At 73.1% G+C, this 13,317-nt stretch carries 13 protein-coding genes; 5 read left to right on the top strand and 8 right to left on the bottom strand.

Translation table 11 applies throughout. The features are described from left to right. Nucleotides 1–38: 38 nt before the first annotated feature. From IG74_RS0126325 to IG74_RS0126305, 5 genes are all read right to left on the bottom strand, one after another. Entirely contained in the window at nt 39–1,046 is a 1,008-nt protein-coding gene (locus IG74_RS0126325) for a zinc-binding dehydrogenase (RefSeq protein WP_030682264.1), read from the bottom strand. Between the two features lie 70 nt (nt 1,047–1,116). Then, on the bottom strand, nt 1,117–2,346 hold the full coding sequence (locus tag IG74_RS0126320; protein ID WP_037826088.1) for an NAD(P)-binding protein: 1,230 nt from the start codon (nt 2,344–2,346) through the stop codon (nt 1,117–1,119). 84 nt (nt 2,347–2,430) lie between these two features. Continuing rightward, nucleotides 2,431–2,931, bottom strand: coding sequence for a hypothetical protein (locus IG74_RS0126315; RefSeq protein ID WP_030682259.1), 501 nt, complete (start codon nt 2,929–2,931; stop codon nt 2,431–2,433). 163 nt (nt 2,932–3,094) lie between these two features. Further along, complete coding sequence (locus IG74_RS0126310) at nt 3,095–3,790, bottom strand: response regulator (RefSeq protein WP_078869043.1); 696 nt, start codon at nt 3,788–3,790, stop codon at nt 3,095–3,097. Then, complete coding sequence (locus tag IG74_RS0126305; RefSeq protein WP_051855425.1) at nt 3,777–5,066, bottom strand: sensor histidine kinase; 1,290 nt, start codon at nt 5,064–5,066, stop codon at nt 3,777–3,779. The genes IG74_RS0126310 and IG74_RS0126305 overlap by 14 nt, the downstream gene beginning before the upstream one ends. Nucleotides 5,067–5,294: 228 nt before the next feature. Between IG74_RS0126305 and IG74_RS0126300 the strand changes: the two genes are divergently transcribed. After that, a complete protein-coding gene (locus IG74_RS0126300; protein ID WP_030682251.1) occupies nt 5,295–5,852 on the top strand; it encodes a GlcG/HbpS family heme-binding protein in 558 nt (185 codons plus the stop codon). A gap of 126 nt (nt 5,853–5,978) precedes the next feature. Further along, complete coding sequence (locus IG74_RS0126295) at nt 5,979–7,448, top strand: M1 family metallopeptidase (RefSeq protein WP_078869042.1); 1,470 nt, start codon at nt 5,979–5,981, stop codon at nt 7,446–7,448. 49 nt (nt 7,449–7,497) lie between these two features. Here the strand turns inward: IG74_RS0126295 and IG74_RS0126290 are convergent, their stop codons facing one another. Together IG74_RS0126290 and IG74_RS0126285 are read right to left on the bottom strand one after the other, a co-directional pair. After that, the gene (locus IG74_RS0126290) at nt 7,498–8,058 is read right to left on the bottom strand and encodes a tellurite resistance TerB family protein (RefSeq protein WP_030682246.1); all 561 of its coding nucleotides are present in this window, start codon (nt 8,056–8,058) and stop codon (nt 7,498–7,500) included. Nucleotides 8,059–8,240: 182 nt separating this feature from the next. Continuing rightward, nucleotides 8,241–8,816 carry a TerD family protein gene (locus IG74_RS0126285; RefSeq protein ID WP_030682244.1) on the bottom strand — a complete coding sequence of 192 codons (576 nt, stop codon included), beginning with the start codon at nt 8,814–8,816 and terminating at the stop codon, nt 8,241–8,243. Nucleotides 8,817–9,044: 228 nt separating this feature from the next. Between IG74_RS0126285 and arfB the strand changes: the two genes are divergently transcribed. Further along, entirely contained in the window at nt 9,045–9,476 is a 432-nt protein-coding gene (arfB, locus tag IG74_RS0126280) for an alternative ribosome rescue aminoacyl-tRNA hydrolase ArfB (RefSeq protein WP_030682241.1), read from the top strand. A 44-nt stretch (nt 9,477–9,520) separates the two neighbouring features. Here arfB and IG74_RS0126275 read toward each other — a convergent pair whose 3' ends face one another. Then, nucleotides 9,521–10,039 carry a flavin reductase family protein gene (locus IG74_RS0126275; protein ID WP_030682239.1) on the bottom strand — a complete coding sequence of 173 codons (519 nt, stop codon included), beginning with the start codon at nt 10,037–10,039 and terminating at the stop codon, nt 9,521–9,523. Nucleotides 10,040–10,470: 431 nt separating this feature from the next. Between IG74_RS0126275 and cdgB the strand changes: the two genes are divergently transcribed. After that, nucleotides 10,471–12,150, top strand: coding sequence for a diguanylate cyclase CdgB (gene cdgB, locus IG74_RS0126270; protein ID WP_030682236.1), 1,680 nt, complete (start codon nt 10,471–10,473; stop codon nt 12,148–12,150). 100 nt (nt 12,151–12,250) lie between these two features. Continuing rightward, on the top strand, nt 12,251–13,228 hold the full coding sequence (locus IG74_RS0126265; protein WP_030682233.1) for a carbohydrate-binding protein: 978 nt from the start codon (nt 12,251–12,253) through the stop codon (nt 13,226–13,228). Nucleotides 13,229–13,317: the final 89 nt, after the last annotated feature.

Raw genomic sequence — 13,317 nt, 5'->3', positions numbered from 1 at the left:
CCGTGACTCGGGCAAGCGCGGCTCGGGGAACCAGGGCCTCAGGGAATCAGGACGACCTTGCCCGTCGTGGCGCGGGACTCCAGGGCGCGGTGGGCCGCGGCGGCCTCGGCCAGGGGGAAGGTCTGCACGGCGGGCGTGAAGTACCCGCCCTCGTGGGCGCGCAGGGCGGCCAGCTCCAGGGTGCGGACGGGGTTGTCGCCGCCCGCCTTCTCCAGCATGGCCCCGCCGAGCGGGCTGATCTGGGTGATGCCGCGTGCGGTCAGCTCCTCCTCGGTCAGGGTCACCGGGCCCTTCTTCTCCGACCAGCCGAAGGCCAGGTGCGTACCGCCGGGTCCGAGCAGGTCCACGGCGGCGCGGCCCGCGTCGCCGCCCACCCCGTCGAAGACCACGGTCGCGGTGCGGCCGCCGTCGCCGAGGCCCTTCAGGTACGCGCGGACCTCGTCGGGCCAGGCCGGGTCGGTGTAGTCGACGGCCAGGTCGGCGCCGCTCGCCGTGACGCGGGCCGTCTTGGCGGGGCCGCCCGCGAGCCCGATCACCGTGGCCCCGGCGTGCTTGGCGTACCCCACGAGCAGGGAGCCGATGCCGCCAGCGGCGGCGGGGACGATGACGACGGAGTCGGCGTCGAGCTCCGTGAACTGGAGGATGCCCATCGTCGTGCGGCCCGTGCCGATGAGCCCCACGGCCTCGGGGAAGCCGAGTCCGTCGGGGAGTTCGTGCAGCCGGGCGGCGTCGGCCACGGTCAGCTCGGCGTAGCCGCCAGGCGCGAAGCCGATGTGGGCGACGACGCGCTTGCCGAGCCAGGCGGTGTCCACGCCCTCGCCGACGGACTCCACGGTGCCCGCGACCTCGCGGCCCGGCACCGTCGGCAGCTCGGGCAGCTGCGGCAGCGGGCCCTGCTCGCCCTCCCGGATCGAGGTGTCGAGCAGGTGCACCCCGGCCGCGGCGACGGCGATGCGCACCTGGCCGGGGCCGGGCTGCGGGTCCTCGACGGTCTCGTACGTGAGGTTCTCCGCGGGACCGAAGGCGTGCAGACGGACGGCGTGCATGACGGACTCCTCAGGGATGTGCGCCGGCCACAGGGGTGCGGGCCGGCCGACCACCACCCACCCTCCGACCTCAAGCAGACTTGAGGTCAACCCAGGGCGTGGTGGCGGTCAGCCGGCCCGTGCCGGTCAGGGCCAGCGACACCGCCTCGACGGCGCTGTTGAAGGAGACCTCGCTGAGCAGCCCCGGCGCCGCCACCTGGTCGCCCACCAGGAACACGCCGTCGCCCCTGTCCACCGCGGGCCGGTCGCGCCAGGTCGTGCCCGGCCGGTCGACGGCGCCCGTGCGGCCGTTCGCCACCGACGCGCGGCGCCAGGTCACGCGCTCGCGCCAGTCGCGGAAACCGAGGTCGAGCAGTTCTTCCGCGCGCCTGACCCCGTCCGCCTTCGACTCGTGCGGGGCGAGCGGGAGCTGCCCCTGGAGCAGCTGCTGCCCTTCCGGGGCGAGCGTGCGGTCCTGGGCGGTGAACCGCTCCAGCCAGCCCGTGCCGTCCAGGTCCGAGAGGGCGAACAGATCGCCCCGGCGCGGCCGCAGCGCCAGGTCCACCAGGGCGGTGCGCCCGCTCGCCCAGGTCAGGCTCTCGTCCTTCAGGAGCCGGCGCGCGGCGTCGAGCGAGGTGGCGACGATGACGGGGCCGCGCCGCGCCTGCTCCGCGATGTCGTCGACGCGGGCCAGGGTCTCCACCCGGACGCCCAGGTTCCAGGCGCGGGCGGCCATCCGGTCGACGACCGCGCCCCAGCCGCCCACCGGGTAGTGGGCCTCGGGGGGCAGCTTGGCGGCCCGGCGGAGCCGGGTGTGCACGAAGCGGGCGGACAGCGAGCCGGGGTCGTGGTGGAAGAGGGCCACGGCGGTGTAGTGCGCGGCGGCGCGGGCGCCCTCCGGGCCCACCTCACGGGTGGCCCAGGTCAGGAAGTCCTCGTCGACGGGGGCCTGTTCCGGTGCCCGGCGCAGCAGCCGCAGCATCCCCAGGGGCGGGGTGCGGCGCAGCGCGCCCCGGTGGCGCAGGCGCAGCCGGGTGCCCTCCAGCGGCGGCAGCGGGGCCAGCTCGCCGATCAGGTCGCGCTGCTTGAGCCAGGTCCAGTGGGGGCCGCCGTTGTAGAGCGCGTGCGGACCCTCGTTCGTCCTGTACGTGCCTTCCGCGGTGCGGGCGCGGCCGCCGAGCGTGTGGTGTGCCTCGTGCACGGTGACCTGGGCCCCGCCCTCGGCGGCGGCGATGGCAGCGGTGAGTCCGGCGAAGCCGCCGCCGACGACGGTGACGGTGGGGGAGGCCTTACGGGTACGGGGGCTGGTGGCGCGGGCCATGGGCGGGGTCCGTTTCTGTCGTGGGCCTGTACGGGTACGACGGAGCGGGCCCCCGCGCATGTGACATCCGCGGGCCGGACGGCCTCAGGGCACTCGGGGGAAGCGGGCAAGCAGGGTCCACACGGCCGGGTTCTCGCCCAGGTCCTCGTGCAGGTCGGTCAGGTCGGCCACCACGTCGTGCAGGAAGTCCCGTGCCTCGCGGCGCAGTTCGGCGTGCGAGAAGGTGAGCGGCGGCTCGCCCGGGTCCAGCCAGTCGGCGTCGATGTCGACCCACCCGAAGCGCCGCTCGAACAGCATCCGGTCCGTGGACTCGGTGAAGTCCAGCTCGGCGTGCTGGGGCCGCGCGGCCCTGCTGCCCATCGGGTCCTGGTCGAGCCGCTCCACGATGTCGCACAGCGCCCACGCGAAGTCGAGCACCGGCACCCATCCCCAGGCTGTGGACAGCTCCCGGTCCGCCTTGGTGTCGGCCAGGTACACGTCCCCGCAGAACAGGTCGTGCCGCAGCGTGCGGACGTCCGCGGTGCGGTAGTCCGCCTGCGGCGGGTCGGGAAAGCGGCGGGAGAGGGCATAGCCGATGTCGAGCACGCCCCGATGGTGTCATGCCCGCACCCGCGGGCCCGGGCTAAGCGGCCTTGGTGAAGTTCGCTGCGGTACGGCCGCGCCCCGAAGGGGCGCGGGGAACTGCGCGACCAGCCACGATGGCGCCGCGGCACAAAGACGGCACAGCGCGGCACTTCCAGCGAAGCGCTTAGAGGAGGCGCTGTTCCTTGGCCACGGCTACCGCGCCCGCCCGGGTCTCCACTCCGAGCTTGTCGTAGATGCGCCCCAGGTGCGTCTTCACCGTGGCCTCGCTGATGAACAGGGCCCGGGCGATCTCGCGGTTGCCGAGGCCCTGGGCCAGCTGGCCCAGGATGTCGCGCTCGCGGGGGGTGAGCCCGGGCCGGGGCTCCCGCATCCGGGCCATCACGCGGGACGCGACCGGCGGCGAGAGCGCGGTGCGGCCGCACGCGGCGGCGCGGATCGCCGAGAACAGCTCGTCGGGCCGCTCGGCCTTGAGCAGATAGCCGGTGGCACCCGCCTCGATCGCACGGGTGATGTCGGCGTCGGTGTCGTACGTGGTGAGGACAAGGACGTGCGGCCGCCCGCCCCCGGCCGCCGCCGTGATGCGCCGCGTCGCCTGCACGCCGTCCATGCCGGGGCCGAGCTGGAGGTCCATGAGGACGACGTCCGGCCGCAGCTTCGCGGCGAGGGCCACCGCCTCCTCGCCGGAACCGGCCTCGCCGACCACCTCGACACCGGGGGCGCTGCCGAGCAGCGCGAGCAGGCCCGCCCGGACGACGGCGTGGTCGTCGCAGACCAGGAGCCGCACCGGGACAGTGCCGTCCGGGCCGCCGCCCCTCCCGTCCTCGGGGGAACCCGGGGCCGAGCCCTCAGTCGCGTTCATCGTGACTCCCTCGCTGTGCCTCAAGCCGGGCCTCCGCGTCCGCCGCGTCCGCCGTGTCCGCCGCGTCCGCCAGGGGAATCGCCACCGAGAGCACCGTCCCCTCACCCGGCGCCGACTCCACCGTCAGCGTCCCGCCCAGCTGCGCGGCCCGCGCGCGGATCGCGGGCAGGCCGTGCCCGCGCGCGCCCCGCCCACCGCCGGGCGCCTGTGGCGAGAACCCCCGGCCGTCGTCCGCCACGTCGAGCACCACCTGGTCGTCGAGGTACGTCAGCGTCAGCGCGGCCGTACCCGCCCCTGCGTGCTCCCGTACGTTCGCGAGCGCGCCCTGCGCGATCCGCAGCAGCGCCGAGCGGGCCGGGCCCGCCAGCGGGACCGGTGTGCCCTCGGCGTGGAAACGCACCGTCAGGTCCGCCCCGGACTCCCGCCCCGCCAGCGTCCGCAGCGCCGTGGGGAGCGCGTACGCCGGGTCGGGCCCCGCCTCGGCGAGGTCCACCGGCGCCAGGTCGTGGACGAGGCGGCGGGCCTCGGCGAGGCCGCGGTCGGCGATGGACCCGGCGGTGCGGACGTGGGCGCGGGCCGCCGCCGCGTCCGTGTCCCACACCCGGTCCGCCGCCTGGAGCAGCATCCGCTGGCTGGACAGGCCCTGGGCCAGCGTGTCGTGGATCTCCATGGACAGGCGCTGCCGCTCGGCGAGCGTGCCCTCGCGCCGTTCGGTGGCGGCGAGCTCGCGCCGGGTGCGCAGCAGGTCGTCGATGAGGGCGCGCTGCCGCGCCGTCTGCCGCTGCATGTGGACGAACACCGCCGTCGCCACGGCCGCCACGGCGGGCGGCGCGAACGCCAGGTTCGGGTCGAAGCCGTCCGCGAGCCGCAGCTGGGCCGCGACCACGAGGGCCGTGAGGACGGTGACGAGGGCGAGGGCCGCGCGCGTCGGCAGCGTCCGCAGGCCCGTGTAGAACAGTGGCACCGCGCACCACGCGTAGCTCGGCGCGAGGATCACGAGCACCACCCAGACGCCGACGACCGCGCCGAGCCACAGCAGGCGCCGCGGGTTCGGCGTGGCGCCGAGGGCCGGGCCGAGGACGTAGAGGAGGGCGAGCACGGCCGAGAGGGCGATGATCCACGGCGTCCGGGGCTCGCCGGGGTGGCGCAGCAGGAACCGGCTGAGCGAGGCGGCGAGCAGCAGGAAGAACGCGGTGTGCATGACGGCCGCGAGCCACCGGCCCTCCGGGCCGACGACTCCGGGACGGTCCGCTCCCGCGCCGTCACCTCCGTGCATCCCCGACCTCCTGTCACACGCGTGAACTGGGCAAACACCCTCATTGTGGCCCGCTGGGCGCAGGCCGGGGTCAACCGATCGGCTGACCCTGACGTCATCCGAACCACGCGCGACCCGCAGCCGCTGTGCCGACGGGGCGGACCGGGATCCGCCCGGAGGATCGAAGCACAGGGCCCGCCTCGGGGCCCGTACCGCCGCACAGACCGTGCCGCCCCAAGGAGTCACACCATGAAGCAGCTCTCGCCGCGTGCCCGCGTCCTCACCGCCGCCGCCGTCCTCGGCGTCGTCGGCGCCGGTACGGTCGGCGCCGTCTCCGCCAGCGCCGACGCCCCGGCGGCCGCGGCCAAGGCCGCCGTCACCGCCGACGCGGGCAACCGCAACCTGACGCAGTCCACGCACCTCACCGTGGCCGCCGCCACGAAGGCCGCGCAGGCCACCCTGGACGCGGCGAAGAAGGAGAACCAGCGCGTCACGGTCGCCGTCGTCGACCGCAACGGCAACACGATCGTCACCCTGCGCGGTGACGGCGCGGGCCCGCAGTCGTACGAGTCCGCCGAGCGCAAGGCCTTCACCGCCGTGTCCTGGAACGCGCCCACCTCCGAGCTCGCCAAGCGCCTTGAGCAGGCGCCGAACCTCAAGGACATCCCCGGCACGCTGTTCCTCGCGGGCGGCGCCCCGGTCACCGCGAAGGGCGGCCCCGTCGCGGGCATCGGCGTCGCGGGCGCGCCCAGCGGCGACCTGGACGAGAAGTTCGCGAAGGCGGGCGTGGCCGCGCTCGCCCGCTGACCCCCGGCGCCCGCTGACCCCCGGCGCGTGCTGACCCCCGGCGTGCGCTGACTCCCCGGTGTGCGTTGACTCCCGGCGCGCGGGGGCCCCGTGGCGGGCAGGGGCGGTGGCCATAGGATCACCGGGGTGATCTACCGAGCCACCGCCCCCCTGACCAAGGGGCCCCGCCGCACGCCCCTCGCGCTGCTCTGCGCCACCGCCCTCGCGACCGCGCTCACCGCGTGCACGAGCAGCGGTGTCGGGGGCACTCCGGGTGCCGCGGGCGTCCGCGACCCGTACTTCCCGAAGCTCGGCAACGGCGGCTACGACGTGACGCACTACGGTCTGAAGCTCGGCTACGACCCCGAGTCCCGGCAGCTCACCGGCACCGCCGACATCACGGCCCGCGCCACCAAGACGCTCAGCGCCTTCAACCTCGACCTCAAGGGCCTGGACGTGGAGTCCGTGACCGTCGAGGGCAAGGAGGCCCGCTTCCAGCGCGCGGGCAGCGAGCTGACCGTGCGCCCCCGCGACGACCTCGACCGCGGCGAGACCTTCCGCGCCACCGTGCGCTACTCCGGCACCCCGCAGACCATCACGGACGCGGACGGCGCCAAGGAGGGCTGGCTGAAGGGGGAGGGCAGCGCGCTCGCGACGGGGCAGCCCGCGGGCTCGATGGCGTGGTTCCCCGGCAACCACCACCCGATCGACAAGGCCTCGTACGACATAGAGGTCACCGTCCCCAAGGGCCTGAAGGCCATCTCCAACGGCGAGTTGACGAAGGAGACCACCGCCAACGGCCGGACCACCTTCGCCTGGCACAACGCCGAGCCGATGGCCAGCTATCTGGCGACGGTCGCCGTCGGCAAGTACCGCACGAAGACGTCGATGACCGAGAGCGGCATCCCCGTCTTCACGGCGGTCGACTCCACGCTCCCCGAGGGCAGGCGCAAGAAGACCGAGAAGGTCCTCGCCGAGATCCCCGACATCGTGGACTGGGCGGAGTTCAACTTCGGCGACTACCCCTTCTCGTCCACCGGCGCCGTCGTCGACGGCCGCGCGGACCTCGGCTACGCCCTGGAGACCCAGACCAAGCCGCTGTTCCCCGTCCAGGACGCCAACACCGAGACCCTCGTGCACGAGCTGGCCCACCAGTGGTTCGGCGACTCGGTGTCGCCGAAGAGCTGGCAGGACATGTGGCTCAACGAGGGCTTCGCGACGTTCGCGGAGTGGCTGTACGAGGAGGACAACGACGGCGACACCGTCGAGGAGACCGTCGACGCGCTCTACGACGACGAGTACTGGGACGAGAAGGAGGACCACGCGTCCCTCTGGGAGTTCGCGCCCGCCAAGCAGCCGGACGCCGCGAGCATCTCCGACGACCCCGTCTACTACCGGGGCGCGATGGTCATCCAGAAGGTCCGCGAGACCGTCGGCGACGACACCTTCTACACCATCGTCAAGGGCTGGACGAAGAAGTACCGCCACGCCAACGCGGACACCGAGGACTTCACCACGTACGTCGAGCAGCACGCGGGCGACGACGAGGCGCGCGAGGAGCTGAAGCGGGTGTGGTCGGACTGGCTGTACGGCGACGGCAAGCCGGACGAGCGCTAGCGGTGGGCCCCGGCCGCGGGGGCTCGCGCAGCACCGCCCGGCCGCGGTCTCAGAGGCCGAACTCCTGGGGGGACACGCCGAGTGCCGCGCAGGCCTCGCGCAGGACCTGCTCCTCGGCGGGGGCCACATAGCCGTCCGCGCCCGCGATGACGAAGCCGGTCTGCACGACCGCCCTGGCCTCCGCGGGCTTCTTCGCGGCCTTGGCGATCTCCTGCATGACCGCGGCCTTGCCCTGCTGGAAGTTGAAGGACAGCTGGTCCACGTGCTTGTTGAAGCGCTGGCGCAGCTGGTCCGGGGGGAAGTTCTGCAACACGTCGTTCTGCAGGATCAGGGATTCGACGTGCTGGCGCTCGGCCGGGTCGACGGTGCCGTCGGCGGCGGCCACCAGGGCGCACATGGCCATGCTCGCGTCGCGGTAGGCGCCGCTCTTCAGCTCCGACTTCAGCGAGGTGAGCTGGGACTTGAGCAGGCCCACGAGCTGGGCCTTGGAGCTCTTGGACCCGCTGCCGTGCGAGCCGTGCCCGCCGGTGCCGGGCGCGCCGTGGGCGCGCCCGCCCTGCGCCTGCTGCAGGTTCTTGGCCTGGTCTTTGATCCGGTCCCACATAGCCATTCCGCGCCACCTCGGCTTCTGCCCGTGTCGTACCCGTCGGCCGCGCGCTGTGCGCGCGTCGTCCTGGCAACGCCGTCCCGCGCGCCGAAGTTCCCCGCGCGGCCCGTGCCTTGGGCGCGCGTACGCAGCGGGCCCCTGCCGGAAGTGCTCCGGCCGGGGCCCGCTGGTCAGTCCGTGCGGACTCAGACGTTGACGCCGAAGTCCTGGGCGATGCCCACCAGGCCGGAGGCGTAGCCCTGGCCTACGGCGCGGAACTTCCACTCCGCGCCGTTGCGGTAGAGCTCGCCGAAGACCATGGCGGTCTCGGTGGCCGCGTCCTCGGAGAGGTCGTAGCGCGCGATCTCCGTGCCACCGGCCTGGTTGATGATGCGGATGAAGGCGTTCCGCACCTGGCCGAAGTTCTGCGAGCGGTTCTCGGCGTCGTAGATCGAGACCGGGAAGACGATCTTCTCGATGTCGGCGGGCAGGCCCGCGAGGTTGACGTTGATCTGCTCGTCGTCGCCCTCGCCCTGGCCCGTGACGTTGTCACCGGTGTGGACGATCGTCTGGTCCGGCGTCGCCTTGTTGTTGAAGAAGACGAAGTGGGCGTCCGAGTAGACCTTGCCCTGGGTGTTCACCGCGATCGCGGAGGCGTCCAGGTCGAAGTCGGTGCCCGTGGTGGTGCGGACGTCCCAGCCGAGGCCGACCGTGACGGCGGTCAGGCCCGGTGCCTCCTTGGTGAGCGAGACATTGCCGCCCTTGGACAGGCTTACAGCCATTGTTGGGAGTCCCTTCCCTAGTCGCCTATGTGCGGGCTTCACTCTGGGGGCGAAGCTACCGGCACCCCTATGAACGCCGCGGGGGGTATCCAAGGTTCCATATGCGGACTCGCTTCTTTACTTTCTTTGCCGAAGGTGCCCCCTGATGCCCGGTGACGAGGTCGTGAAGAGGCCACGGCGGCGGAAAACAGGTGTCGTACGGCGGGCCGGCGCGGGATCATAGGAGACATGTCTGGTCGCGAACACGTCATCCGCGGCTCGGTCGTCCTGCCGGAGGCCGAGCTCATGTGGCGTTTCTCGCGCTCTTCGGGGCCCGGCGGCCAGCACGTCAACACCAGTGACTCGCAGGTCGAGCTCCGCTTCGACCTGGCGGCCACCGACGCGCTGCCCGAGGTGTGGAAGCAGCGGGCCCTGGAGCGGCTCGCGTCCCGGCTCGTCGACGGCGTCGTGAGCGTACGGGCGAGCGAGCACCGCTCCCAGTGGCGCAACCGGGAGGCCGCGGCCGTCCGCCTCGCCGCGCTGCTCGCGGAGGCCACCGCGCCGCCGCCCAAGCCCCGGCGCGCGACCCGCATCCCGCGCGGGATCAACGAGCGGCGCCTGCGGGAGAAGAAGCGGCGCGGCGAGACCAAGCAGGGCCGCTCGGGCAAGGACTGGCAGTAGCCGGTAGCCAGTAGCGACAGCCGTCGTACGGCGACGCGAGGGCCTCAGTCCAGCTGCCGGTACCGCCCGCGGAAGTACAGCAGCGGCCCGCCGTCCCCGCTCGGCAGCTCCGCCGTCAGGACGCGGCCGATCACCAGCGTGTGGTCGCCCGCCGCCACCGTCTGCTCGGTGCGGCACTCCAGGGTGGCGAGCGCACCGCCCACCAGGGGCGCTCCGCTCTCCCTGCCGCGCGTGTACGCGATGTCCTCGAAGAGCAGCCGGTCGCTGATGCGGCCCTTCATGGCGAAGCGGCCCGCGATGTGCCGCTGGCTCTCGGTGAGGACGGACACGGCCCACAGGGGCTGCTCGGCGAGCAGGTCGTCCATGCGGGAGCCCGTGCGCAGGCTGACCATGACCAGGGGCGGATCCAGGGAGACCGAGAGGAACGCGGTGGCCGTCATGCCCACGTCCTCGCCGGCCGGCGCCATCGGGTCGTCCGGGTCCAGCGGGGGCTCCTGCGCGGTCACCAGGACCACGCCCGCGGCCAGGCGGGACATGGCGGCCCGGAACTCGTCGTTGCTCACCCCCACAGGATGAGGGGTGGACGGGACGGGAGGGGGCTGTGTGTTCAAGGTCAGATCGGCAACCACACCACCGACGCTAGCCGCGGACCGGACCGCGGCGCATCGGACCCGGGGCCGAGAACGGACCTAGGACGAGACCTAGGACCGGTGCCGCAGGTGCGGCCCGCACGGCCTTCCCCGCCCTCACCTGTGACTTGAGTCACAGGGCCGATATTTTGTTGACCCTGTGTACCGGGTGGGCAGCTCGCTGTGATTCAGTGACCGTGGCAATCAGACAGACGCTGAGGGCACGGAAGCACAGCACCGTACGTAGAAGTACGAAGAAGTACAACACCGTACGAAGCCAGAAGAGTCACGAAGAGTCAGAGATTACGGACACTGAGGACGCTGCGGATCCTGGAGTTGCTGTCGAGGTCTCGGGGAGAGCGAGCATGGAGACCGAGTCGGAGCCGTACGTCCGTCTTGCGACCCTGCGGCAGCTGCACCAGGTGGTTGCGGAGCTCAACACGGCCCGCAGCCTCGCGGACACGCTGCAGACCGTCGCCGACGGCGTGGTGAACGGCCTGGGCTATGAGCTGGCGTGCGTCAATCTCGTGCGCCCGGACGGCGACCTCGTCGTCGCCGCCTTCGCCGGCAACCCCGCCGCCGAGGCGCTCATCACCGGCCGGGTCGGCTCCCGCGAGTCCTGGGACCGCCGCCTGGCCATGGGCGAGGCCTGGGGCGCCCTGCGCTTCATCCCGCACACCGAGGGCTGGGTCCTCGACGAGGACGACGTGCCGCAGTGGTTCACCGAGGGCCCCGAGCCCCGCTTCGAGGACGAGTGGCACCCCTCCGACCGGCTCTTCGCCCCCATGTACGCGACCGGCGGCTCCGGCGGCGAACTGCTCGGCGTGATCTCCGTCGACCGGCCGCGCAACGGCCGCAGGCCCGGCGCCTGGGGCCGCGAGGCCCTCCAGATGTACGCCTTCCAGGCCGCGATCGCCATCAGCAACGCCCGCCTGCGGGCCAACATGCAGCGGGCCCTGGTCCGCCTGGAGCGCGAGCAGCAGGCGCTGCGGGCCAGCGAGGAGTCCTTCCGGCAGGCCTTCGAGTACGCGCCGAGCGGCATGGCCATCGCCGAGATGGGCGGTGACCAGCACGGCCGGATCCTGCGCACCAACGACGCGCTGTGCCGCCTGCTCGGCCGCCCCGCCTCGGCGATGCGGCGGCACTCCTTCTCCGACCTGGTCCACCCCGAGGACATCGGCACCCTCCTGCGCACCTCCGCCGAGGGCGGCCGCGCCGAGCTGCGCTTCGGGCGCCGCGACGGCACGTACGTCTGGGTGTCGCTGCGCAACTCCGTCGTCGCGGACGCCGCGGACGGGCCCCGGTTCCTGCTCACGCACGTCGAGGACATCGAGGAGCGCAAGCGGCGCGAGCTCCAGCTCGCGCACCGCGCCTCGCACGACTCGCTCACCGGCCTGCCGAACTCCGCCGAGCTGCGCGCCCGGCTGAGCGCCCGGCTCTGTCGCAGGCCGCACGCGGGTCAGCCGAGCACGGTGGACTCGCTCGACGCGGCGTACGACCACAGCGGTCTGTACGGCGGCGGCACCGGCCACGCGGCCGGGCACGGCCACGCCGCACCGCCCGGCGCGCAGCACGGCGCGCACGGGGAGTTCGACCACCACGTGCACACCGTCGCCCCGCCCGAGGAGAGCGAGGCCGACGACGGCACGAAGGGGCTCGCCGTCCTCTTCTGTGACCTCGACGGCTTCAAGTCGATCAACGACCGCTTCGGGCACCACACGGGCGACGCCGTCCTCATCGAGGTCGCACGGCGTCTGACCAGCGGCGTCCGCGACGGCGACACGGTGGCGCGGCTCGGCGGCGACGAGTTCGTGGTCCTCGCGGACGGGCTCGGCAGGGCCGACGCGCAGGACCTCGCGGTCCGGCTGCGGAACGCCATCATCCCGCCGATCAGGGTCGACGGCCGGGCCGTCCGCGTGGGCGCCAGCTTCGGCATCGGCTGGGCACACTGCGGCATGTCGGCGGACGAAGTGTTGCACTCCGCCGACCAGCGGATGTACGTCGAGAAACGTTCCCGTGCCAAGCAGCACCGGCGGGCCGGATAGGCCCCGTACCGGGAACCGGATTGATCTCGATGCCACCTTGGGCGGTCACCCGGAGCGGGTAGGCTCGCCCGCATCCGCGATGCGAGGGAGTGACCTGCGAATGACGCCCGGCAACAACGGCGAGCAGACGCCGAACGCGCCACAGGGCGACGACGACCCGTTCGGCTACCTGTACGCCGACGGCCAGGCGGCCGGCGCCACCCCGCCCTCCGGGGGCGGCGGTTACGGCTACCCCGGGCCGCGGTCCTCGTACCACCAGGTGCGCCCGGTGGGCGAGCGGCAGTACGGGCAGCAGGCGCAGCAGCCCCCGGCGCAGGGCGGCTACGGCTACCCCCCGCAGCAGTCCTACGGCCAGCCCAGCGCGCACTACGCGGCGCCCGAGGCGCAGCCCGGCGTCACCGCCCCCGTCCGGCAGGCGCCGCCCGCGCCGCCCGCGGGCCGCGGCCGCGGGCCCAACACCAAGGGCCTGCTGATCGGCGCGATCGCGGTGGTCGCCGTGGTGTCGCTCGGCATCGGCGCCGCCATGATCACCGGCGGCGACGACAAGGGCGACGACAACAAGGCCGGTCCTTCGCAGCGGCAGAGCGAGTCGTCGGACCCGTCGCCCAGCGCGTCCAAGGACAAGGACAAGCCGGACAAGAAGGCCGAGCTGCCCGAGGCCGACGCCAAGGCGCTCAAGCTGGAGGGCGGCACCACCACCGCGTCCGACGTCGACGGCGCCAAGTCCGCGGGCGGCGTGTACGTGGCCGGGCTCAACAAGGTCGGCGCACAGGTGACCTGGACCGTCAACGGCATCCCCAAGGACGGCGCGTACACGGTCTTCGTCGGCTACGGCGTGCCCGGCAAGGCGGCCGAGACCACCCTCGTCATCAACGGCACGGCGTCCGAGCGCAAGCTCAACATGGACAACTTCGCGCACGCGAAGGAAGGCGCCTGGGACAAGGGCTGGACGAAAACGTTCGCCTTCGTCCAGCTCAACAAGGGCACGAACACGATCTCCGTGTCCTGTCAGCAGGGCGACAAGTGCGACGCGAACCTCGACCAGATGTGGCTGAAGGCGGGCCACGTCAAGGGCTGACCCTTTGCGGCGCTTCGCGCCTCGTCCTCAAACTCCCCCAAGCTCTTAAGGAGCAGGGGGTACCCCCTCGACGGGCTGATCGGCTTGCT

Origin of the sequence: Streptomyces sp. NRRL B-1347 (genome assembly GCF_000720325.1) — a bacterium.
GTDB lineage: Bacteria > Actinomycetota > Actinomycetes > Streptomycetales > Streptomycetaceae > Streptomyces.
The sequence above is the reverse complement of the archived record's forward strand: the minus strand, read 5'-3'. Positions and strand labels throughout refer to the sequence as shown.